Source organism: Longinema margulisiae, from assembly GCF_025266855.1.
GTDB lineage: Bacteria > Spirochaetota > Brevinematia > Brevinematales > Thermospiraceae > Thermospira.
In genome coordinates, this window is the sequence record NZ_CP053071.1 from 462,373 (window position 1) to 483,581 (window position 21,209).

The 21,209-nt window shown below is 47.7% G+C and carries 21 protein-coding genes and 1 tRNA gene; 11 read left to right on the plus strand and 11 right to left on the minus strand.

The window, feature by feature from the left end; translation table 11 throughout:
- Window positions 1-65: 65 nt before the first annotated feature.
- Genes BREVNS_RS02130 through BREVNS_RS02150 form a run of 5 tightly spaced genes read right to left on the minus strand, consistent with a single transcriptional unit; the run spans window position 66 to window position 3,124 of the window.
- Entirely contained in the window at window positions 66-1,007 is a 942-nt protein-coding gene (locus BREVNS_RS02130; RefSeq protein ID WP_483427418.1) for an N-acetyltransferase family protein, read from the minus strand.
- Between the two features lies 1 nt (window position 1,008).
- Window positions 1,009-1,512: a polyhydroxyalkanoate synthesis regulator DNA-binding domain-containing protein gene (locus BREVNS_RS02135; RefSeq protein WP_483427419.1), complete on the minus strand. Its 504-nt coding sequence runs from the start codon at window positions 1,510-1,512 to the stop codon at window positions 1,009-1,011.
- A 15-nt stretch (window positions 1,513-1,527) separates the two neighbouring features.
- Window positions 1,528-2,328 carry a hypothetical protein gene (locus tag BREVNS_RS02140; RefSeq protein ID WP_483427420.1) on the minus strand — a complete coding sequence of 267 codons (801 nt, stop codon included), beginning with the start codon at window positions 2,326-2,328 and terminating at the stop codon, window positions 1,528-1,530.
- 2 nt (window positions 2,329-2,330) lie between these two features.
- Window positions 2,331-2,735: an ExbD/TolR family protein gene (locus BREVNS_RS02145; protein WP_483427421.1), complete on the minus strand. Its 405-nt coding sequence runs from the start codon at window positions 2,733-2,735 to the stop codon at window positions 2,331-2,333.
- Entirely contained in the window at window positions 2,732-3,124 is a 393-nt protein-coding gene (locus BREVNS_RS02150) for a hypothetical protein (RefSeq protein WP_483427422.1), read from the minus strand. The genes BREVNS_RS02145 and BREVNS_RS02150 overlap by 4 nt, the downstream gene beginning before the upstream one ends.
- A 245-nt stretch (window positions 3,125-3,369) precedes the next feature.
- Between BREVNS_RS02150 and BREVNS_RS02155 the strand changes: the two genes are divergently transcribed.
- Genes BREVNS_RS02155 through BREVNS_RS02165 form a run of 3 tightly spaced genes read left to right on the plus strand, consistent with a single transcriptional unit; the run spans window position 3,370 to window position 6,631 of the window.
- On the plus strand, window positions 3,370-4,119 hold the full coding sequence (locus BREVNS_RS02155) for a tetratricopeptide repeat protein (RefSeq protein ID WP_483427423.1): 750 nt from the start codon (window positions 3,370-3,372) through the stop codon (window positions 4,117-4,119).
- Complete coding sequence (locus BREVNS_RS02160) at window positions 4,116-5,966, plus strand: T9SS type A sorting domain-containing protein (RefSeq protein ID WP_483427424.1); 1,851 nt, start codon at window positions 4,116-4,118, stop codon at window positions 5,964-5,966. Before BREVNS_RS02155 ends, BREVNS_RS02160 begins: the two co-directional genes overlap by 4 nt.
- Window positions 5,879-6,631, plus strand: coding sequence for a hypothetical protein (locus BREVNS_RS02165; RefSeq protein ID WP_483427425.1), 753 nt, complete (start codon window positions 5,879-5,881; stop codon window positions 6,629-6,631). Before BREVNS_RS02160 ends, BREVNS_RS02165 begins: the two co-directional genes overlap by 88 nt.
- Window positions 6,632-6,640: 9 nt before the next feature.
- On the opposite strand, the gene BREVNS_RS02170 is transcribed toward BREVNS_RS02165, so the two are convergent.
- Window positions 6,641-6,715 (minus strand) — tRNA-Val (locus BREVNS_RS02170).
- A 1,138-nt stretch (window positions 6,716-7,853) separates the two neighbouring features.
- On the minus strand, window positions 7,854-9,065 hold the full coding sequence (locus BREVNS_RS02175; protein WP_483427426.1) for an IS110 family RNA-guided transposase: 1,212 nt from the start codon (window positions 9,063-9,065) through the stop codon (window positions 7,854-7,856).
- On the opposite strand from BREVNS_RS02175, the gene BREVNS_RS02180 reads away from it, so the two are divergent.
- The 8 genes from BREVNS_RS02180 (at window position 9,066) to BREVNS_RS02215 (ending at window position 17,257) form a co-directional block, all read left to right on the plus strand.
- The gene (locus BREVNS_RS02180) at window positions 9,066-9,266 is read left to right on the plus strand and encodes a hypothetical protein (protein WP_483427427.1); all 201 of its coding nucleotides are present in this window, start codon (window positions 9,066-9,068) and stop codon (window positions 9,264-9,266) included.
- A 9-nt stretch (window positions 9,267-9,275) separates the two neighbouring features.
- Window positions 9,276-9,605, plus strand: coding sequence for a hypothetical protein (locus BREVNS_RS02185; RefSeq protein WP_483427428.1), 330 nt, complete (start codon window positions 9,276-9,278; stop codon window positions 9,603-9,605).
- Between the two features lie 618 nt (window positions 9,606-10,223).
- On the plus strand, window positions 10,224-11,012 hold the full coding sequence (dapB, locus tag BREVNS_RS02190) for a 4-hydroxy-tetrahydrodipicolinate reductase (RefSeq protein ID WP_483427429.1): 789 nt from the start codon (window positions 10,224-10,226) through the stop codon (window positions 11,010-11,012).
- Between the two features lie 10 nt (window positions 11,013-11,022).
- On the plus strand, window positions 11,023-12,525 hold the full coding sequence (gene guaB, locus BREVNS_RS02195; protein ID WP_483427430.1) for an IMP dehydrogenase: 1,503 nt from the start codon (window positions 11,023-11,025) through the stop codon (window positions 12,523-12,525).
- A gap of 34 nt (window positions 12,526-12,559) precedes the next feature.
- Window positions 12,560-13,495, plus strand: coding sequence for an HD domain-containing phosphohydrolase (locus tag BREVNS_RS02200; RefSeq protein ID WP_483427431.1), 936 nt, complete (start codon window positions 12,560-12,562; stop codon window positions 13,493-13,495).
- Window positions 13,492-14,898: a RecQ family ATP-dependent DNA helicase gene (locus BREVNS_RS02205; RefSeq protein ID WP_483427432.1), complete on the plus strand. Its 1,407-nt coding sequence runs from the start codon at window positions 13,492-13,494 to the stop codon at window positions 14,896-14,898. Before BREVNS_RS02200 ends, BREVNS_RS02205 begins: the two co-directional genes overlap by 4 nt.
- Entirely contained in the window at window positions 14,891-15,379 is a 489-nt protein-coding gene (locus tag BREVNS_RS02210) for a hypothetical protein (RefSeq protein ID WP_483427433.1), read from the plus strand. The genes BREVNS_RS02205 and BREVNS_RS02210 overlap by 8 nt, the downstream gene beginning before the upstream one ends.
- Entirely contained in the window at window positions 15,380-17,257 is a 1,878-nt protein-coding gene (locus tag BREVNS_RS02215; protein WP_483427434.1) for a peptidase U32 family protein, read from the plus strand.
- Here the strand turns inward: BREVNS_RS02215 and BREVNS_RS02220 are convergent.
- From BREVNS_RS02220 to BREVNS_RS02235, 4 genes are read right to left on the minus strand one after another with little or no spacing between them, the layout of a single operon-like run.
- Window positions 17,242-18,864, minus strand: a complete 1,623-nt coding sequence (locus BREVNS_RS02220; RefSeq protein WP_483427435.1) for a BatD family protein — start codon at window positions 18,862-18,864, stop codon at window positions 17,242-17,244. The two genes, BREVNS_RS02215 and BREVNS_RS02220, sit on opposite strands and share 16 nt — an antisense overlap.
- Window positions 18,865-18,874: 10 nt before the next feature.
- Window positions 18,875-19,405, minus strand: a complete 531-nt coding sequence (locus BREVNS_RS02225; protein WP_483427436.1) for a 2-oxoacid:acceptor oxidoreductase family protein — start codon at window positions 19,403-19,405, stop codon at window positions 18,875-18,877.
- Window positions 19,402-20,151 carry a thiamine pyrophosphate-dependent enzyme gene (locus tag BREVNS_RS02230; protein WP_483427437.1) on the minus strand — a complete coding sequence of 250 codons (750 nt, stop codon included), beginning with the start codon at window positions 20,149-20,151 and terminating at the stop codon, window positions 19,402-19,404. Before BREVNS_RS02230 ends, BREVNS_RS02225 begins: the two co-directional genes overlap by 4 nt.
- A complete protein-coding gene (locus BREVNS_RS02235) occupies window positions 20,136-21,209 on the minus strand; it encodes a 3-methyl-2-oxobutanoate dehydrogenase subunit VorB (protein ID WP_483427438.1) in 1,074 nt (357 codons plus the stop codon). The genes BREVNS_RS02230 and BREVNS_RS02235 overlap by 16 nt, the downstream gene beginning before the upstream one ends.

Below are 21,209 nucleotides of genomic sequence, written 5' to 3' on the forward strand. Positions count from 1 at the left end.
CACCCTTTGCTGAAATAAGGTCATAGCCTTTCTCTTTGCTGTATCTTTCCCCACTGTCTTCTTGTTCACCTCTCAAGAAGAGCATGCAGGGTGATCCCACTATAGGCCAAACGAAAACCAGCTTCCTCCACCACCTGAATAGTATCATTCTGCTCAGCATCTATCCATATCTCCACTAAGCTTGCCGGAAAACGGGCACTCACATCCCGCAAAAGGGTGATAAGCGTCTCTCTCTCCGCCTGGGGCAAAAGAAGAAGATCAAGAATCTTGTACACCGGTTTTGGGGTTTGAAGGGTTTTTTCCGCAAGGCTATCCTGCTGAACGGTGAGAAGCGCCACAGGGGTATCATTGGGACAATACCCAAGACAAAAGATCTTGCCCTGAGCTATTTGGTTTTTCCATTTGTCCACAAGATAAGTCCGGAGAGCCTCACGATTCAGGATTTTGTCTTTCAAGAGAGACAAGGGACGGGAGAAGTAGGGAACAAAAGGAGAAATCTCCTGAAGACTCAGTGGCCTCACCAAAGGAGAAAGAGAAAACTCCCTATCATAATAAAACCGAAAGATATGCCACACTAACCGTGGAAAAAATCCCTGCGAGGTATATACCTGCAAAGCAGGAATATTGTAGAGATCTGTCCCCACCGTCACCAATTCTATCTGGAGGTTTCTCAGATGATGAAGGGCCTTCTTCACCAGAGTTTTCCCAATGCCTTTTCCCTGATGTTCTGGTTTCACCACCAACAAAAGAATATTCCCAATACGCTTACCCGCATACTCAGAGATCGGTGAGAGGGGGTGAAAGGCAATAAATCCCACAATCTCCCCGTCTCTGGCCACATAGGTCACCGTTGAAGGGGAACGGAGCATCTCCCTTCCAAAAGCCGGTTCAAATCCCCCGGCAATCCCTTCTAACCGATCGTCAAACTGAAAAGGCGAGGTGGTGAACCATCGACACATCTCGACGAGGAAAGGTATCTCGTCCGGACGGGCTAACCGTATCTCCATTCTATATTAGCTTGTGTTTTTTCTTGAGTTTTCTCAGTCGCTTTTCTATAGCAAGAAAACTCTCCACCAGGTCGGCATGCAATTCGGCATTGTACACAGGTTCTGTGGCCAAAATCCGTAGGGAAGCCGAAAGATACTCAAGCGATTTATACAAGAGTCGAATCTCGGCGGGGGTATAACCCTCTTCTACACTTGAAACAGGCATATCCAGCCCTGTCTCTGTGGAAACCGTTGCAGGAGAAAAGGTAGCATTATCAGTCCTTTTGGTGATATACAGTTTTTGCAGTTCGGGAAAACGGGCAAAGGCCTTCTGAAGCTCAAGGGAAGTGATATCAATATGGGTGTCATTATCTTCAATGCGGACCTCTTCCCCTTCGATAACCATCATAAGAAGATCCTCTTGTTTGATAAAGGAACGGGTGGCAATGTCGTAGAGTTTGCGATTAGAGTACTTGCGTATCAGATGAAACATCCGCTTTTGCCTCTGAACACCAGATACTGCCATGCGCCACCTTCTGATTTAACGAACACTGATCTTGAAGGTCTTGGTAATCTCATCTAACCTCTCCTCAGTGATAGCCTCAACACGGATTTTTTTGAGTTCAGAGAGGAAAATACTATCAATCAGGGGATCACCTGAGGAGCGGACAATATCCACCCGTACAGCAAGCCCCTGGCTATCAAAAACAATCTTGGCCGTCACCGTATAACCCATGAGGGGATTGGCAACCTTTTCTCTGATCTTTGAGGCAATATCGGGAAAGAAAATCGTCTTACGGGGGCGAGACTTCCAGTTGGCATCACCAAGGGGGTCTGTACCCGTTCCCTGTTGACCGGTAGCTGAGGTGGCGGCTGTTCCCGTGCTCTTTTTCCCGCTACTTTGCAGGGCTTTTTCAATACTTTTGGCAAGAATATCATCCTCTGTCTCCTCTTGCTGTGAAGAAGGAGAAGACGAGACCTCCTCAGAAGCAGAAGGAGTCGCTGACTTTACCGGCTTTGACGTGGTGGTGGTTTTTTTTGTTTTTTCTTTGGCCTGCTGGATAACCTTTTCTGCTTCCTGTTTGGAGGTAGTTGTGGTTTTGGGCTTTGTCTCCTGCCTTGGGGTGGCCTTTTCCTTTTGAGGGGGAGGGGCTGGTGTTGCCTGGGCTCCTTCTGCCATAGCCGCAGGGGCATCAATGGTCACAATAATAGGCACCGGCTCCTCTTTGAAAGGCGAATGGGTAAGAAAAAGGCTCAAAATCAAGAGAAGGAGAAGATGAAGAAAGAGTGAGATAAAAAAACTCTGCCGAAACGAAAGCGGTTCTGAGAGTGCCGGTTTCATTTCTATTCCTCTTTGTAAATAGTGGCCAAACTCAAACGTTTCACACCTGCCTGTCGCACGGCGTCCATCACCTCAATGAGAAGTCCATAATCCACCCGCTTGTCCCCCTGCACCGTCACCACAAGCTCGCTGTCTTCCTTGGCATACTGAGCCACAAAACTGCGAAGATTTTCTTTTTGCACGGGCTGATTGTTGACGGTGATCTTCCCATCTCGATAAAGCACCACCGTGACCTCTCGTACAGGTTGGGCATCTGACGTCTTGCTTGTTGGAAGATCCACATTGATGGCTGAACTTTTGATAAAAGTAGAGGTTAACATAAAAAAGGTCAAAAGCTGGAAAACAATATCAATCACCGGGGTCATGTTAATTTCACTGATCAGGCGAGAATTCCTTCGAAATCTCATAGACTCTCCTTGGCTTGACAGGTATGTATCTCAAATCGTTTCAAAAACCCCTCAGGGGTCACATAGTTACTCTCTCCAATGAGTTTTCCTCCACAGTAATACCGGATATAAGGGATGAGAAAATTCCCCCACCGGTTTTCTTTCAGGGCAAGAAAATCATAAAACTCCTCTCCCCTGTTGTAAAGGTAGAGGTACACATCTATATCCAGTCCTGCGGGACGCCCCTCTGAAGCCCACGTCTCTAACCAGCGCTCAAGAGCCCTCCAGTCAGGACACCAATCCTGACTCATCACCACCGCCGAAGGCCCTCTGGTAATGTCCTCAGAAAATTCCCCATAACGCAGAGCATAGCGTGCCTCTTCTATGGGAAGAGCTTTTACACGAAACATAGAGGCTCCTTTTTGATTTTTTACACCACCTCACTTCCCTTCTACGTATTTATTATAGACAGAAGAGGAAAAACTGTCAACTTTAGGGACACAAAGGCTATTACCCTGTTTCAGCAAAAATGGGAAGATACTTGAAACAAGGATAGAGCCCCTTTTTTCTAAAAATTGTGACAAATGCCTATTGACAAAAAGCTCTTGGGAAAAATACAATGTCTTCGACATAAAAAACGATTGAGGGAAAGCCTATGAAAACAAAAACCCTTGTGTGGTATCTCGTGCTCCCCTCCCTTCTCTGGTCAAAAGACACCCTCTCCTCTGAGGTAAGAAAACTCCTCAAAGTCAGCAATTACCAGCAAGCAAGAGAAATGGTACAAATAGCTATTCAGAAAGAACCGGACATCTCTTCTCATTATATTCTTCTTTGCCAGATCTACCAGGAGGAAGGGCGATACTCCAACGCCTACCGGGTTATAAGTGAAGCCTACAGCTATTTTCCTGAAAATCCCTGGGTAGCCAAAGAGTTGGCCGATGTGTATCGCCAGATGGGAGAGTACAAAAAAGCCCTTGCCCTTTATCGTCAAGGACTTCCCGTCGTAGAAGAAAAATACCACGACCTCTGGTATTATGGCATGGGGGTCTGTTATTTTGAATTAGAAGACTATGAGAAGGCTATCCTCTTCTTGGAAAAAGCCACAAGAGGAAAAATCTCTTTCTGGTCTCTGTATTACTTAGGGCGATCGTATCGGGCAAAAGGATTTCTCAAAAAAGCCCTATGGGCCTTTGAAAGGTCAGAACTTCAACTTTTTCTTCAGCCTGAATGGGCAAAAAACCTTCTCTACTACGAATGGGGCATAGCCTTGGTGGAATTCGGAATAGCGGTAAAGCAAACCAACACGACGGCCGCGAGAGCCATCTTTACCTCCCTTTTAGAGGACAAGAGATTCTCAGATAGACGGGTGAAAGAACGGGCTGAATTCTGGGTGAAACGATTATGAAAAACATGATAAAACTACTTCTCTCTTTTGTATGCCCGATTTCTCTTTTTTCTCTCCGTATCAGTGAGGTGTACTATGGGGGAAATCTCTTCATTCCCGATACAGAACGCTACCTCGAACTCGAAAACGATGAGAGTCAGCCCCTTGATATGCGAAAGATCACCCTGATACTCCCCCGTTCAGATACCAGCACCATTTCCAACTCCCTTCTGCAGGGAAATTTTCTTTTGTTTGGCACAGAAGCTCAAACCAACGAATGGATCCTTCTTCCTGGACAGAGGGCGGTTATCCTCTCAGAAGACTATAACTTCGGAGGAAGACTCCTCTCGTGGGACACCAACACCCTCCTTTTCAAACCAAAATCCAAAACAGCCTGGACGTATAGCTGGAATAATCGGCTTCATCTTCTTGCCCTCCTTTATGAGGGGCAAGAGGTCTTTCGAGCAAATGATATCCCCTCTTCCATCCAGGAAAAAGGCAAAGCCCTTGTGTGGGACAATGGGTGGAGAGAAGATCTTCCAAGACCAGGACAGAACAAAAAAGTGAGGATTCTTGCCCCCTCTGTCCTTCCCACAGGAGAAAGAGTAGAGATCCGGATAGAAAGTGAGTCCCCCTTGAGTGAGTTTCTCATAGAGGAATACCCCTCCTCTTCGCAGAAAATATACCCCCTTTCTGGTTCTTCCCCTTACTCCCTCGTGCTCTCCGGAAGCCCTCATCATGCCACGACATGGATTCTCAGGGCAGGCAAGACCAGCCACAAAATACGTTTTCTTGACACAAACCTTTCCTCTCCTCTTGCCGGGAAAATACTCATCAGCGAAATCATGAGTGCCCCGGCTAAAGACTATTCAGGTGGAGGATGGACTGGACAGGATGGCGGAGGAACTATTAACGAAAATGATGACTGGATAGAGGTGGCCAATACCACTGAACAGTTTATTTCTTTCTCCAACTGGTACATAGAACACACCACCTCACAGGCAAAATCCTACCGCTCTCTCAAACTTCGTTTTGATAACACAACAGGCCCAACGACAAACTCTTTTCTCTCTCCTCGGGCTCTTGGCATTCTCAGTGTTGAAAATGGCATAGCCAACAAAGCCGAGGTTATCCTCTATGATGGACACCCCCTCTGGGCAAGACGTGTCGCCATTCTCTCCTACGGGGAAGACAACATCCCCGCCGCCAGTAGCCAGGAGGGAGAGGTAAGCCTCCAGCGTGTCCCGCATAACGCCCCCAACGATATCGCTGAGTGGAGAATCTTTTGTCCAACCTATGGAAAAATAAACGGGAGTGGCCCCTATCTCGTGAAAAGATGGAATGCCACCAATAACTCGCTTTTAGAAATAGTGATGAGTGATCCAGAAAAAGAGGATGGGTCCCTTTCCCTCGTGGCCAAAAGTGAAATCGATGAAAAGACCATTTTGCTTTCAGGTTATCAAGGATGCTTTCAAGGATACCTTTTGATAACAAGAACACCACATTCTGAAGCCTTGTCTGTAAAAAACGGAGGAAAAAACACCCTTCTCTACACCAATCAACAGGGGACATACAGCTGGGATTTTGTCTGGAAAGAAGAGGGTTGGAACTATCCGGCGGGTGGAGAGTCTCTTGCCCAACTCGTAGTCTATCCCAACCCGGCCCGAAGAAAATCTTTAGTTTTCCTTTCTCGCCTCATGAAAAACGCAAGGATTGTCATTTTTGACCAGCAGGGTCGTGTGATAGAAAAATTTACCTCACAAGGGGAGGAATATCTTGTATGGAACACACCAGACAAATCAGGGCTTTTCTGTGTATTGGTTATGTATGGTGGTCAATCAGTGTATCGCTGGGTTTTGGTCAAATAGAGGACCTTTCTCCGGGATGGTGGAATGGTCTCGAGACTGAAAACGTCCTGGGAAAGACATCACTTGGACTCTGGAGTGGCTATTTCACCAGAGAATGGTTTATTGGCACTTCGTTTGACTATGCCCAATGGGAGGGATTCTCTCTCGTAGAGGCCGATGATTATGGCTACCGGGAAATTGGTACCACAACCCCCCAGAAGTGGACCAGTAAAGCATGGGCAAAACTTCAGACAAAAACAATAGAATTCGCAGGAAGAGGAGAGATAAGCGAGCTTTGCATAGGTGATTACCAGACGTGGGAAACCCATTGGTACGGAGAGGGGGGAATTCGCTACCAGGATTGGACAGCAAAAATTGGCTACGGCAGCCAGGAAATCTCCATCTCCCTTCAACAGGAATTCTGGTTTCTTCGCTGTCTCTGGCAGTGGAACGTGAAGGGAGTGTATGCAGATGGTCTTGCCATCCATGGGGGGATTTTCCTGTGGAATCAAAACCGTGACCTTCGATTGGGGTGTGAGATGGTTGGCTATGAAACATACCTTCAAAGAGAAATAGCGACATTCTTTTGGCAAAAATATTTTGCGGATGTCCTCTTTTACGGAGAAATCGGCTTCAGCCTGTGGGATGCAGGAAGATTCAAAATAGGCATAGGAAAAAAGTGGTAAAAAGAAATGTGGGCGCTATAGGATTCGAACCTATGACCCCCTGCTTGTAAGGCAGGTGCTCTGAACCAACTGAGCTAAGCGCCCGACATATGAGGCATATAGTATAGCATATTTTTGAGAAAAAGTCAAATAGAGATTTCATATCAAAGAAAAACCGGTAGAAACAATGTCGTTCCACACTCATACAGAATGGTTATCTTCACAAAAACACTGAATACTTGTTCAACCATCTTTTCTCTCTCAGTTTTAGGCTCTTTTTGTTACCCATCTTCCTTTTTTCACGAAGCGCTCCCGCGCGGGGCAAAAGGGGCCTTGTCCTCGTCGTATGCTCCGCATGCGCCTCGGACGGTGTGCGGGCCGCTTTTGCGGGTAGGGAGAGAAACCCCACTTTCCAGGGAAAGCCCTTCCTCCGTGGGCGACCACGAATTGACACCCTTGCACGGGTGTTTTCTTCCCCTCTCTGGGTCAGGGGCTACGCCCCTGAAACCCCGCTTCTTCTGTTTACAGGGGTCTATTTGTCTTTTTTTCTTCAAAAAGAGATATCTCTCATAATAAAACACCCTTTTATACTGTTTTTTTTGTTTTTTATGGCTTTTTTGAGTCCTTTGCACAAATGTGCAAAGGACTCGACTCGTCCTCCTGTCTTCGGAAGCAACACGCCCACCTTGCTTCGCCGATTCCCCGCCAAAGCGGGGACCCCAGGGCTTCTATTCTATCGGGGGCTTCTCTCACCCCGCACCGCAGGCAGGGGCGGGGGGCTATGGCGATGTTTCAGCCAGAGGTAACCTTATGGGGATAGAGGGCCCAGGCCTATCACCATATTTCAGCAAAACAACAGCGCAGTTAAACGTTTAACCAGACTCTAAACAGAATAGAGCCCTGTGGCTATTACCATATTTCAGCAAAGTAGCCGTTAGGTTAAACGTTTAACCTTTTCCATGTCCCACAAAAGGCCCTATCACCATGTTTCGGCCAGGGTCGTACAGAAGTGGGCCAGCGGCTCTCACAATACTTCACCCACCCCTATAAGCTGAAACATGGTGATAGCCATATCTTGCCGCCATGTTTTCAAAACGAACTTTTCCCTATTCGCGTATCATAAAAGCAAGTTTCTGGATTGTTTCACTTCTGTGGAATGACAAGAGAAAGCGATAGCAACAGTTGAATTTGACATTTTTCCTGGTCGATACTATAATAGAGAAGGATTGAAAGGAGTCAACTATTATAAATTCACCTCCTGAGGGAAGGAGGTAAGGCGAAAGGGGTCGAAGGTAGTTTGATGAGAGAGCATGGCGTAGAGGAGGCGAAGGAGTTTGTGAGCCACGCAGAGATTGGCCTTTTTAGCAACACGGGATTGAGCAAATTTGAGGTTAAAATACTCACCGAAAGCGGGGACAAAACGTCTGACAGAGCGAGCGAGGAGAAAAAGGATACGTCTGAGGTGACGGTTCCCTCGTCGAGAGATATGGCCTGTGGTCGAGGACTGTCCGGATTGATAAATAGCGGGGTCAAGACCTGCGTAAGCGATGAGTTTTTTGTAGTTCTCAAAACGGCTGATAGAGCCTATTTCGGCGAGGAAGGTAGCGGCACCGACAAGACCTATACCAGGGACGGAGGTAAGGATCTGTATTTCAGTGGGAAAAGCCTGAAGGGCGAGGGACTGGATGTGAGCGTCAAGTTTCTCGAGGTGCTCCTGGAGGAAAAAGAGCTGGCTTATAATGTTCTGGAGAACGGTTTCCTCGGCGGAGTCTGGAGAAGCGATGGAGGAAGAGGCGAGTTCTTTGATTTTAGTGATGGAGAGGCGGGATTTTCTGCCCCGTTTGTTTGGTGGGAAGAAGGCCTCGAGGGAACTTTCAGAGGCCTTCTGGATGGCGTTAGCGCTGGGGAAAGCCAGGAGGAGAGAAAGGAGGCTTTTGGGGTAACCTGTGGTGTACTTGAGGATTTCCGGAAAACAGTCGAAAATGGCGTCCTCGAGGAGGTTTTTTACCATAGCGATGAGGGTAACGACTTTTTCACGGTAACGGGTGAGGCTACGGAGTTCTGGACATGGATGCCGGAAGGGTTTTTCGAGGGAATGATACTGGGAGAGGAGAAAAAGAGCGATGTGATGAGCATCGATGGAGTCAGTTTTGGTTTTTCGAAGGGAGAGTCTGGAGAATGTTCGTGTCTGAAGTGGGTTAAGCACGAAAGTGCGGAAACTCTGAGAGGTCAGGAACCTGAAAAGATGGTGGTGATAACCGCCGGTGGATTCAAGACCGACGACCAGACTCTCCTTTGGGTAAACCGAGAGAAGGGCAAGGAGTTTGTCGAAGCCCTCTCTCTCCATGGGGAGGGCAGACGAGTGAAGGACCTGCCGCTGGTGGTCAAGGACACAGACGAAGAAATCCTTTTTGGCGACGTCGATACCGACGAAAAGGGTTGGGGTGTGAAGCATATGGCTTCCTCCTTATGGGATTTTGTGGTTTCTGGCAGGTCCTCCCACTCAAAACTCCATTATGACAAGGGCTTCTTGGCCCAATCAACTTATGATGAGTACGGGAGGCAGGAGACAGACTCCTTTGAGGGCTCTTCTGGCCCAGGAAATATTCGTCTTCCTGCCAGACCGGTGTTTTATTATAAAGCGAATTTTATGTAGGAGTTTTTTATGGCTTTATTACTCAATCTTTATGATGCTCTTCGAGAGACAATTGGAGAGGAAAAGGCGAGAAAAGCCATTGAGGATCTTGAATCTCATATTCAGGAGATCAAAGCCGAACAGGCGACGAAGTCTGATATAGCGATGGTATTAGAACAGATGGACAAGCGCTTTGAACAGATGGAGAAGCGATTTGAACAGATGGATAAACGATTTGAACAGATGGATAAACGATTTGAACATATTGAAAAGCGCTTTGCCTTTATGCAGTGGTTGATAGTGGCGGTGGGTGGTTTTATTTCTGGGCTGATTACCCTGGTGCAGTTTATGGGTCGATAAGCTCCTTTGGGTTGAGAAGGAGAGTAAAAGGATCAAAACCTTTGTACATCCGTGTCATGGGTTCAAAAAAGTTATAGAGAAAGAAAAGAGTATAAAAATCTTTTCTATCATGGTAAAAAATCCTTCCATTGTGAGGAAAAACGAATGCATCCTTGTAACCAGAAAAAGCGGGACAGAGGCGTAGCCCCTGACCTGAACAGAAGAAGAAAACACCTGAGGAGAATCTTCCTTTGTAGTTTATGCTCTCTCTTTTTTTAAAAGAATGGTTTTTTATCTCTTTTTTTGTGTATTGATTTACCCCAATTTTTTTGAAAAAAGTGGATGGCAGGCGGGACTTTTGCTGAAATAGGGTGAGAGCCCTATCCCTTCAACACACAACCCACCACCGAACACCCCCGAAACCTCTCCTCGAAGCTGAAATATGATAAGAGCCCCTTCCGCTACCACCCTCTCTCATAGTATCCCCCCGGTTAGTCTAAGGCCTACGAATCTGACGGGGAGGTGTTCAGTTTCCTGGTTCCTATGTGGAACGACATTCCTATGTGGAACGACACTTCTTTTACTTGATTTATTTTGCTTTCTTGCCTATAATATGCAAAAGGAAAAAGAGAGGTTGTGATGGTTGAGATAACTATTATGGGTGCGGCAGGAAGAATGGGGCGCACTCTTATTCAGGTTATCAGTCAGGATCCCGATTGTCGTCTCACCGGGGCTTTGGAATCTGCGTCCTGTTCTCTTTTAGGTCAGGATGCTGGCACAGTAGCAGGCGTAGGAAACCTGAATGTTCGTCTCTCTTCTGATCCTTCAGACATTACATCCTGCGATGTCTTCATTGATTTCACCACACCGGAGGCACTCAAGTCCCACCTTGAGATAGCCGTAGCCAAAGGCAAAGCTTTTGTGGTGGGTACCACAGGACTCCAACAAGAACACTTTTCTCTTTTGGAGAAAGCAAGCCAGACCATACCCGTTCTGTGGGCTCCCAACTTCAGTGTCGGCATCACTCTGATGGCCTCCCTTGTCCGTCTTGCTGCCAAGGTTCTCTCGACGGGTTTTGATGTGGAGATCATTGAGGCTCATCACCGACTGAAAAAAGACGCTCCCAGTGGAACAGCCATCAAACTCCTGGAGGTTCTCAAAGAAGTATATCAGACTTCTGATGTGGTTTATGGCCGATCTGGTATCACAGGAGAACGTCCTCAAAGTCAGATCGGAGTGCATGCGATCCGTGGAGGAGATATTGTTGGTGATCATACCGTCAGTTTTTGCGGCATAGGAGAACGACTCGAGATCACCCATCGCGCCTCCTCCCGAGAAACCTTTGCCCGTGGAGCCGTGAGAGCCGCCAAGTTTCTTGCCGGCAAGCCAGCGGGGCGATATACAATTGAAGAGGTATTGGGATTGTAAGGGGAAGTTCATGGAAAAAAAGTTTTATTTCGACGACATAGGCCTCACCTTTGATGATGTGCTGATCGTTCCCAACTACTCTGAGGTTGTACCTGCTCATGTTTCTACCACCACCTCACTTACAAAGGATATTCGTCTTCATATCCCTATCATGTCTGCTGCCATGGATACGGTCACGGATGCGAACATGGCTATTGCCATCGCCCAATTAGGGGGTATTGGGGTTATTCATAGAAACCTCACCCCGGCCAAACAAGCAGAAGAGGTCCGGAAGGTCAAACGCTTTGAAAATATTATCATCGAAAATCCCATCACGATTGGGCATCATGAGACCATCGAAAGGGTCCGTACCCTTATGCGACAGGAGAAGATTTCCGGTATTCCTGTTGTCGATGGAGAGAATAAACTCAGAGGCATTATCACCAAACGAGACCTTGAGTTTTACGATGAAAAGGCCAAGAACATCCCTGTAAGTGAGGTCATGACCCCACGAGAAAAGCTCGTGGTTTACGAAGCCGAAAAAACTCAGGACGTTGACCTCAAAAAAGCGGGGGAGATCATGCGCAAAAACCGGGTGGAAAAACTCCCCTTAGTCAACAGGGCTAATTCTCTTTTGGGACTCATCACCCTCAAGGATATCACCCGTATCATTGAACACACCTACGCCACCAAAGACGAAAGCGGAAGACTCCGCGTGGGGGCGGCTGTAGGTACAGGAGAGGCCGAACTGGAACGAGTGGCCAAACTCATCGAAGCCGGGGTAGATGTCATTGTAGTTGATACAGCCCATGGCCACTCCCAGAAGGTGATCGAGATGGTCAAAAAGGTCCATTCGCTTTATCCTTCCCAGGCTCTCATTGCAGGAAACATTGCCACAGCAGAGGCTGCCAAAGCCCTCATCGATGCCGGGGCTCACGCCGTCAAGGTAGGCATTGGTCCAGGTTCTATTTGTACCACCCGTGTTGTCGCAGGGGTTGGGGTTCCCCAGATCAGTGCCATTTTAGATGTGGCAAAAGTCACCAAACCCGCTGGTATCCCTCTCATTGCTGATGGAGGAATCAAATTCTCCGGGGACATAGCCAAGGCCATTGCGGCAGGGGCTGATGTTGTGATGATCGGGAATCTCCTTGCCGGAACCACAGAAAGTCCAGGAGAGTTTGTCATCTACAAGGGAAGACGTTATAAATCCTACCGTGGAATGGGTTCTTTAGGGGCTATGATTGAGGGATCAAAGTCTCGCTATTTTCAGGATGAGTACGAACCAGAGAAACTTGTGCCCGAAGGAATTGAAGGAAGGGTGCCATACAAGGGTGATGTCAAGGATGTGGTTTATCAGCTCATTGGAGGGCTGAGGTCGGCGATGGGGTATTGTGGATGTGCCACTATTCCTGAGTTCCAAACCAAAACCCGCTTTGTCCGCATCTCAAGTGCATCTCTACGAGAATCCCACCCCCACGATGTCATTATTACCAAAGAGGCACCCAACTATATGGTAGAGGAAAAAGAGGAATAACGGTATACATGGGGGGCATGGTGCGGAGGATGGTATGTCAACCTATTTTTTCACCTTAGACGAGTTACTAAAGGAAATCAGAAATGGCAAAAGTTATCTTCTGATTGAACCTATCTACGATAGCCGACTCAATACCCTCGTAGGAACCGAAAAGGTACTCACAGAAAAGGACATCTATCGTGTCCAGGAACGCTGTCCAGAACTCAAAACCAAAAAGATCCAGGTAAAGGAAGCCTTTCTTCATTACATCGACGAGAATAAACGCATCCAGTGGGCTGCTTATGCCGTTTCTTTTCTCTCTACCAATCCTATCATCTCCGGTCTCCCCCACCAGAAAAAAGACTTCATCAGCAAGTACCTCAAAGCCACCATTATGGATGAGGACTACCTTGTCTGGAAACTCTCCCAGATGAAAAACTTCTCAAAAAAGCTCTTTGAACAATCTCTTCTCTTTAGTGGGGTAGCCCTTGCTCTCTATCATAGCCATTCGATTGCTTCTCTTCAGGGAATGGTCAATGCCGCCCAGGTACACAAGATCATCCAGGGGGCTCTCCTTCTGGATGTGGGACTTCTCAAGTACAATGTTCAGTTAGTCGATGCCAAAAGGGCTTCACTTTCTCCCGATCAGCAAAGGCTCATGGATGACCATGCCCATGATTCTGCCCAGCTCATCCTCTCGGAAAAAAACCGTCACCAGATTGAGGATGATGTGATTGAGGCCATTGCCAACCACGAAGAGTACATTGATGGCACCGGGAAACCTGCAAAAAAAACCGGCTCCGAACTCAGTGAACTCAGCCGCCTTCTTTCGGTTGTCAACTATTTCACGCTTCTTGTTCGAGGAGAACTCACCCTGACACCGAAAAGTTATAGAGAATATTTCATCAAGTGCAAAGCAGAAAAAATGCACTTCGACCATCGTTTTCAGGAACTCATTGAACCCACCTTCAAACACCTTTTGACCTTATGAAAAAGGAGTGGCCTATTCAGAAGGAAAGAGAAGCCTTTCTCAAAACAAAGGGCATCAATCATCTCTACGAGTTTCAAGAGAAAGCTCTCGCTCACTGGGATGAAGGAAGGGATATGCTCATTGCCGTTCCTACAGGAAGGGGAAAGTCTCTCTGCTACCAGCTTCCTCCCATAGGTTCCCCTGGTCTCACCATCGTCATCTCTCCTCTCATCGCTCTCATGCAGGATCAGGTCCAGAAACTTCAACAGAGTCATATCAAAGCTGAGTATCTCTGCAGCCTGCAACCACAAGAAGAACAGTCTCGCATTCTATCCTCTCTCTCGCAGCTCTCCTTTCTGTATATCACGCCCGAGAGGACTCGTTCCACTGCCTTTTTGGTGGCCCTTCAGGACATTTCTCTCCAGGCGATTGTCATTGATGAGGCTCATTGTGTCTCCCTCTGGGGAAAAACCTTTCGCCCCTCGTATCGCCAGCTGAAATCCTTTCTCAAGAGATACCCTCATGCCCTTCGAATGGCTCTCAGCGCCACTATCACCCCTGTGGTCAAAAAGGATATCATCTTCTATCTCGGGCTTCGTTCTCCTGTGATCATCGAAGAACCTCCCCTGCGAAAAGACATCTCTCTCCACCTCCAGGCGAAAGAGAATCTCTTCCCCATGGTAAAAAACATTCTTTCCACAAGCCCCTGTGGTATTGTGTATGTCCAATCTCGCTATACCTGCGAAGCGCTGTATTTTCTTCTGTCGCCGCATTTCTCCGTAGATAGGTATCATGCTGGCCTTGAAAAGACAAGGCGAGAACAGGCTCAAAAGCGTTTTCTCTCAGGAGAAGTTTCCTGGATGATTGCCACTTCCGCTTTCGGGATGGGGATTGACAAACCCGATATCAGAACCATTGTCCACCTCCAGCCTCCTCCTTCCATTGAGGACTACCTCCAGCAGATTGGCCGTGCAGGAAGAGATGGCAAGGGAGCCCATGCCTATCTTCTGTTTTCTCCTTCTCGTTTGGGAGAGGTAAACAAACGACACCAGATGTCTTTCTCGCTGGTTCTTTTCTCCTTGCTCAAAGGACGTTTTGAGAGAGTGATCCGCCTGATGTATGAAAATCGCCTCTGGCAGGCTATGCGAAACTGGATAGGTGAGGGACTCTCTCTTTCGTTTTTAGAAGCGTATTTTGCCGGCAAAAAGAATAATCCTTTCTCGTATGGTCTCCCTTTTTCGACCTTTGTCTCCCTCCTGCAGGGAACAAACAACTGGCTTTTTCTCCCCCTCTATGGCAAAAAACGAGGTACATCTCAGGCCACCTTTACCCGCTGGCTCTGGTATAACCTCACCACCCATCGTCTCAGGATTCGCTTCGCTCACCACTTCCTATGGATGTATCCTGGAGGAAAGTATGAGTGATAATCTCTTTGAGACCCCTTTCTCCTTCTGGATATGGGCTATTGTGTATGATATCTTAGCCGGACTTCTTTTCTGGTTACCAAGGACTCTCCGTCAACAGATAGTGAAACCTCTCCGCCATGTCTTAGAAGAGGCTATCATTCTTGCCTATCTCACAGATGGAAGCGATATAGGATTTTTTGAGAGCTTTATTCTTGGGGCAGACAGAACAAGAGAAATGGTAGATGATGTGTACAAGATCCTCCAGGTTCATCAGCGTGCCAATCTCAAAGAAAGGCTCTGTACTCATCTCCCGGACAACCGCCTCCACGAAGAGAGTCAGGACATCCTCTGCGGTTTTGTTCAGGACAAAAAGCGCCATGTGGTGGACATTCTGAGAAACAGGGGGCAGATTATTCCCTATCTTCACAAGCGGTTAGCCGTGAGACGCCCCGTTCTTCATGCCCTTTTGTGGTTTGGATATTCGATCTTAGGACGATAGATGAAAACACTGGAATTATTAGCCCCCGCCAAAGACCTCGAGACCGCCAAAGCTGCCATAAGGGCTGGTGCTGATGCTATTTATATGGGGGGACCAGCCTATAGTGCCAGATCTCAAGCCCACAACCCCATCGAAGACATCACCGCCGCCATTGAATACGCGCACACCTTTTCGGCTCGTGTGTATGTTACCCTCAATACCCTTCTCTTTGATGAGGAATTGCCCATTGTGGAGAAAATGATTCATGAACTCTATCAGAGAGGAATAGATGCCCTGATCATCCAGGACATGGGGATTCTCTCCCTTGATCTTCCTCCTCTCCCTCTCTTTGCCAGTACCCAGTGTCATATTACTACCCCGGAAAAAGCCCGTTTTCTCGAAAATTTAGGCTTTCAAAGGCTTATCTTAGAACGCGCTCTCTCCCTCCCAGAAATAAAGTCCATTCGAGAGGCAACTTCCATTGAATTAGAGGCATTTGTTCATGGGGCCATCTGTATCAGTTATAGTGGGCAATGTTATCTGAGTTACGCATTGGGGGGACGAAGTGGCAATAGAGGAGAGTGTGCCCAGCCATGCCGTCTCTCTTATCAACTCTTAGATAGATACCACAACCCTATAGGCCGTCCTAAATACTGGCTCTCCCCAAAAGACCTCTGTCTTATCAATGACCTCGAAAACCTCATAGAAGCTGGTGTTACTTCTTTCAAAATCGAAGGAAGACTCAAAGACAGTACCTACGTCACCAACGTTGTTTCCGCCTACAGGGAAGCCCTTGATGAGATTATCACCAAAAACGGCTACACAAAGGCCTCTTTGGGCAGTATTTCTCGCTCGTTTGTTCCAAACCTCTCCAAATCTTTCAACCGTGGCATGACCTCTTACTGGCTTCACGGAAGAGAAAAGAAAACTGGAAGTGTCCTCTCCCTTTACACCCAGAAATCCATCGGAGAATTCATCGGCATTGTCACCTTTGCCAACCATCAATTCTTTCTTTTAGATAGAGAACATCACCTCGCCGCCGGTGACGGCATCTGTTACTTTGACAAAAATAAACATCTCCAGGGAACCCGTATCAATACCGTAAAAGACGGCAAGGTCTTCCCTGACGTAGCAGCTTTTATTCGAAAGGGATATCCCATATACCGCAATCACGATGAAAACTTCTCTCACCTTCTCCATACTCATCCCCCTGAGAGAACTATACCCCTCTCCATCACCGTCGAAGAAACACCAGAAGGTCTCCGTCTCTTAGCCACAGATCCAGCAGGCATCACCGCTTGCCTTGAGATCACCACAGCAAAAACCCTGGCTGAAAACCCGGAGTTAGCCACGGAGAGCCTCACAAGACAGCTCACACGACTTGGCAATACCCCCTATAGGGCTTCTTCTATTGAAATCCAATGGCAAAAACCGCTCTTTTTCCCTGTGGCTCAGATCAATCAGTGGAGAAGAGATCTGATAGACAAACTCCACGCTACACGACTCTCCCACTACCAGCGTCGTCTCTCTCCCCATCACCTTCCAGAAAAACTCTCTCAAGCCTTTTCTCCCCCTTTTGTTGACTACCGGCTCAACGTCCTGAACGCCAAAGCCTTTTCTCTTTATACCTCCTATAGTATTCAGCCCTCAGAAAGAGGGGCAGAAAGCGGACTTGATTTGACAGGCAAAGTGGTCATGACAACAAAAACCTGCTTACGGCTTGAGCTTGGCCTCTGTGAACAATTTTCCCCTTATCACGACGATCCCCCAGAAATCCCCCCTCACACAAAACCCCTTGAACCCCTCTATCTCAGTACCTCACAGACCCTTCTCCGACTTGAATTTGACTGTAAGGCATGCGAAATGCGAGTCATCCTGATCTCTCACAAAAAACGATAATGCTCTTTCAAAAGCCTCATGGTCTTCTGATACACCTCATCAAGAGACGATGAGGATGTTATAGGAGCATACGCCATCGCTTCCAATGTGTGAAAAATCGTTTCCAACTCTTTTCCCTCCTCTTCTGTGAAACCCTTTTTCCGAAGAAGCTCAAGAAGTGTCTTTCTATCCACATGACGGGGAAGTTTTTCCCTATCAAGGAGAAAAGAGAAAAGAGCCCGATAGAGTTCCTGAGCAAAGCGCTTTCCATTTCCCTGCTTAAGCGCTTCAGAAGCAAGGGAAAAATAACTCTCCATCTGAGTAAGAGATCGAACATAGCCGGCATACACCCTATCCTCTCCTAATCTCTTCTCATGCTGGTGCCAGAGCACAAAGATCCACGGAGAAACCACTATAACCACGACCATCAGCCAGAAAAACCAGGAAAGGCCTATATACCCTATGTTCCGTGTGGATTTCAGCACCAAGGGAGAAAAACTCTCTTGAGGCTGGATCCCAGCAACTACCTGAACCCGCTTCCCCGGAAGCACAAGACGCCTTTTCTGTCCCCCCTCATCCAAGTAAGACAACTCACGAGAAGGAATCTCATACACCCCTTCTTTCAAAAAGGTGATCTGATACGAAAGTGTCTGTATAAATTCAGGTCCCCTCTTCCAGTTTGTAAGTCCATGAGAAACCTTGACAGGGGCAAAAGAAACATTGGAAAGAGACATCCCATGAAAAATATCAGAAAACATGTTGAGATTCCCGTTTCCTCGCAAGACCACACGATACTCCACACTCGTCCCCTGGGTCACCACAGAAGGAAAGGAGAAAATCTCTGCCTCCAATCTCCCTCGATACAGGAAAACAGGCATCCGCCTGATATCAAGGGCAATATTTTCGGTAGGCACACTTATCTGGCCCACAGGAGACACCGCAATAAGCTGTGGGGGAGCAATGGCAAGAAGTCCCGGTTCCACTCCAAAGAGCACCCACCGATGAATCGCCTTCGCCCAGTACCCACCCCTTTTTTCCACCCCCGAAGAAAGAAATGACTTTCCATCGTAGAGAAGACAGTTGTCCGCTACAATGCCTCTCACTTCCTGCAGGGGGTAAAAAAGAGCCTCCTTCTGATCGGACATGAGATATCCCGTGAGAATGACTGTCTCATTCTGAAAGGCTGCCACCTTGTCAGGCACGAGTTCGTACCAGATTCTTGGCAGGACGTATTCCATCTGTCTCTGAGCAGGAGCCGACGTTCTTTTTTTCTTCACTACCATGAGAACCATCGGTTCTGTGCGATACACCTGATTTTTCTTATCCCGAATCTCAAACGAAGGAATAGTAAACTTTCCTTCCCGGGAAGGAAGAATGGCATAACTATACTGAAAACTTTTGCTTGCGGTCATTTTGCCATTGATCACCTGAAGAGAAGAAAATTGCGATACTCCCTGATACTGAAACGTAAGTCCATCCACCCTGGGAAGAACCGGCTCTTCTATCGCTTCTGTATGAGATATAACAAGTGTAGCCACCTCCTCAAGCCCAATCTCGTGTGGTTCAAGCGATACCTCAAAAGCCCATCCAGAAACCACAAAAACCATCAGCCAGAAGAGTCGTCGCACCCTTTTCTCCTTACAATAGCGTATATCCTCTCTCCAAGGCTTTGATATTGAGATCCACTACCTTTTGCCCTTTGGAAATAAACTTGTGTGTCAGAGCCTCCACAAGCCATTCCTTTTTGAGCCAGCCTTTGTGAAGGGCAGCGTAGGTACCAAGAACCACGGTATTCAGCACCCTGATATTGCCTATCTCCTTCAAGGTCACTTCTTCAAAAGGAAGAGCCACAACCTCTGCAGCCACATCTATCACCTTGACCCCTTTATCGGCAAGGATAGTCCCCCCTCCTCGAACAAGAGAAGCAAACTTCTCAAAGGCCTGCTGACTGAGAGCAATAAGCGTATCGGCAACAGAAATCACCGGAGAATAAATCTCCTGATCGGCGATCACCACATGACAGTTGGCTGCCCCTCCCCTCATTTCTGCCCCATAGGAAGGATAGTAAGTTACCTCAAGTCCAGCATGCATCGCCGCTTCCGCAAGCAAAAACCCCGCAGAAAGCACCCCTTGTCCCCCAAAACCAGAAATAATCACCTGTTCTTTCATAATGTCCTCTCATCTTTGAATGTTCCAAGGGGAAAAGTCTCCACCATCTTCTCAAGAATAAAGGTATTGGCCTCACGCGGTGACATCTCCCAGTTGGTATTACAGTTGGAAAGAATCTCTACAAAGGTGTATCCTTCTCCTTTCATCTGAAGTTCAAAGGCCTTTTTGATAGCCATTTTGGTCTGGACAACACCCTTGAAATCTGCCACAGTAGTACGAACAGAATAACGAACAGCCGGAAATGCGGCCAACATCTCCGCCATCCGAATAGGAAAACCCATAGTAGAAGGATCTCGTCCGTTTGGTGTGGTTGGAGTTTTCTGACCAACAAGCGTTGTGGGAGCCATCTGTCCACCTGTCATCCCGTAGTTCGCATTGTTGACAAAAATCACGGTGATATTCTCCCCTCTATTGGCCGCATGAATCGTTTCTCCCATGCCAATAGAAGCAAGATCTCCATCTCCCTGGTAACTGATCACAAGCCTATCAGGCCATACCCGTTTGATGCCCGTTGCCACTGCGGCTGCACGTCCATGAGCCGCTTCACTCACATCAAAATCCCAGTAGTCATACGCAAGCACCGCACAACCAACCGGGGCAACCCCTATAGCCTTGTCCCGAAGTCCAAGCTCATCAATAGCCTCACAGATCACACGATGAATTACCCCATGCCCACATCCAGGACAATAATGCATGGGTACATCTTTCATGCTTTTTGGTTTATCAAAGATTACTTTGGTTGCCATGGTTGAAGTCCTCCCCTGATCATTGATACTACCCCCTCATAAATCTTGGCGTCAGTAAACATTCTACCACCTAATTCACCACGAAAATAAATAGGAACGGTGTCTCCTACCGCCAGTGCCACATCCTCTACCATCTGTCCAGCACTCATTTCACAGACAAAAACCCCCTTGACCTGTGCCGAAAGCGTCTGAAGTATCCGATAGGGAAATGGCCAAAGTGTAATCGGTCGGATAAGTCCCACCCGAAGTCCCTGTTGACGGGCCATACGAACCGCCCCCTTGGCCATACGACCAGTACTTCCATAGGCGACAATGAGATAGTCTGCATCCGCCGTCAAGAATTCCTCGTAGCGGACCTCCTGCAGACGAATGGCATCATAGGTAGCCTGAAGCAGGTCGTTATTTCTTGGCACTCCCTCATCATCCAACCAGAGAGAACGTACCACATTGGGCTCTCTTCCTGCGGCACCCGTCAGGGCCCAGGGTTTCTCCACCTGCGGTGTCACAAAATCCCTCACCTCTACCGGCTCTACCATCTGTCCTACAATCCCATCTGCCAAGATAAGTGCCGGAACCCTATAACGATCAGAAAACTCAAAAGCAAGCATGGTGAGATCCATCATCTCCTGAGCTGAAGCCGGCGCCAAAACAAAAACATGGTAATCCCCATGTCCTCCCCCCTTTGTTGCCTGAAAATAATCAGCCTGAGAGGCCGCAATATTCCCAAGACCAGGACCTCCTCTCTGAACATTGGCAAGCACACAGGGAAGCCTTGCTCCGGCTAAATACGAAACACCCTCCTGCATGAGACTATAGCCGGGAGAAGAGGTGGTGGTCATCACACGTGCCCCCGCAGCCGCGGCCCCATACACCATATTGATCGAAGCCGTCTCACTTTCCGCCTGTACAAACACTCCACCAACCTCCGGCATTCGCTTAGCAAAATATGCCGGCACCTCATTCTGGGGGGTTATGGGATACCCGAAATAGTATCGACATCCTGCTCTGATAGCCCCTTCAGCCATGGCTTCATTGCCCTTCATAAGAAGCTTTGTCAT

What these genes read in the sequence shown, in the direction of transcription:
- BREVNS_RS02130 (WP_483427418.1), bottom strand. Translation starts at nt 1,007, where the DNA reads ATGGAGATACGGTTAGCCCGTCCGGACGAGATACCTTTCCTCGTCGAG.
- BREVNS_RS02135 (WP_483427419.1), bottom strand. Translation starts at nt 1,512, where the DNA reads ATGGCAGTATCTGGTGTTCAGAGGCAAAAGCGGATGTTTCATCTGATA.
- BREVNS_RS02140 (WP_483427420.1), bottom strand. Translation starts at nt 2,328, where the DNA reads ATGAAACCGGCACTCTCAGAACCGCTTTCGTTTCGGCAGAGTTTTTTT.
- BREVNS_RS02145 (WP_483427421.1), bottom strand. Translation starts at nt 2,735, where the DNA reads ATGAGATTTCGAAGGAATTCTCGCCTGATCAGTGAAATTAACATGACC.
- BREVNS_RS02150 (WP_483427422.1), bottom strand. Translation starts at nt 3,124, where the DNA reads ATGTTTCGTGTAAAAGCTCTTCCCATAGAAGAGGCACGCTATGCTCTG.
- BREVNS_RS02155 (WP_483427423.1), top strand. Translation starts at nt 3,370, where the DNA reads ATGAAAACAAAAACCCTTGTGTGGTATCTCGTGCTCCCCTCCCTTCTC.
- BREVNS_RS02160 (WP_483427424.1), top strand. Translation starts at nt 4,116, where the DNA reads ATGAAAAACATGATAAAACTACTTCTCTCTTTTGTATGCCCGATTTCT.
- BREVNS_RS02165 (WP_483427425.1), top strand. Translation starts at nt 5,879, where the DNA reads ATGGAACACACCAGACAAATCAGGGCTTTTCTGTGTATTGGTTATGTA.
- BREVNS_RS02175 (WP_483427426.1), bottom strand. Translation starts at nt 9,065, where the DNA reads ATGCTTCACACCCCAACCCTTTTCGTCGGTATCGACGTCGCCAAAAAG.
- BREVNS_RS02180 (WP_483427427.1), top strand. Translation starts at nt 9,066, where the DNA reads ATGGCTTCCTCCTTATGGGATTTTGTGGTTTCTGGCAGGTCCTCCCAC.
- BREVNS_RS02185 (WP_483427428.1), top strand. Translation starts at nt 9,276, where the DNA reads ATGGCTTTATTACTCAATCTTTATGATGCTCTTCGAGAGACAATTGGA.
- dapB (WP_483427429.1), top strand. Translation starts at nt 10,224, where the DNA reads ATGGTTGAGATAACTATTATGGGTGCGGCAGGAAGAATGGGGCGCACT.
- guaB (WP_483427430.1), top strand. Translation starts at nt 11,023, where the DNA reads ATGGAAAAAAAGTTTTATTTCGACGACATAGGCCTCACCTTTGATGAT.
- BREVNS_RS02200 (WP_483427431.1), top strand. Translation starts at nt 12,560, where the DNA reads ATGTCAACCTATTTTTTCACCTTAGACGAGTTACTAAAGGAAATCAGA.
- BREVNS_RS02205 (WP_483427432.1), top strand. Translation starts at nt 13,492, where the DNA reads ATGAAAAAGGAGTGGCCTATTCAGAAGGAAAGAGAAGCCTTTCTCAAA.
- BREVNS_RS02210 (WP_483427433.1), top strand. Translation starts at nt 14,891, where the DNA reads ATGAGTGATAATCTCTTTGAGACCCCTTTCTCCTTCTGGATATGGGCT.
- BREVNS_RS02215 (WP_483427434.1), top strand. Translation starts at nt 15,380, where the DNA reads ATGAAAACACTGGAATTATTAGCCCCCGCCAAAGACCTCGAGACCGCC.
- BREVNS_RS02225 (WP_483427436.1), bottom strand. Translation starts at nt 19,405, where the DNA reads ATGAAAGAACAGGTGATTATTTCTGGTTTTGGGGGACAAGGGGTGCTT.
- BREVNS_RS02230 (WP_483427437.1), bottom strand. Translation starts at nt 20,151, where the DNA reads ATGGCAACCAAAGTAATCTTTGATAAACCAAAAAGCATGAAAGATGTA.
- BREVNS_RS02235 (WP_483427438.1), bottom strand. Translation starts at nt 21,209, where the DNA reads ATGACAAAGCTTCTTATGAAGGGCAATGAAGCCATGGCTGAAGGGGCT.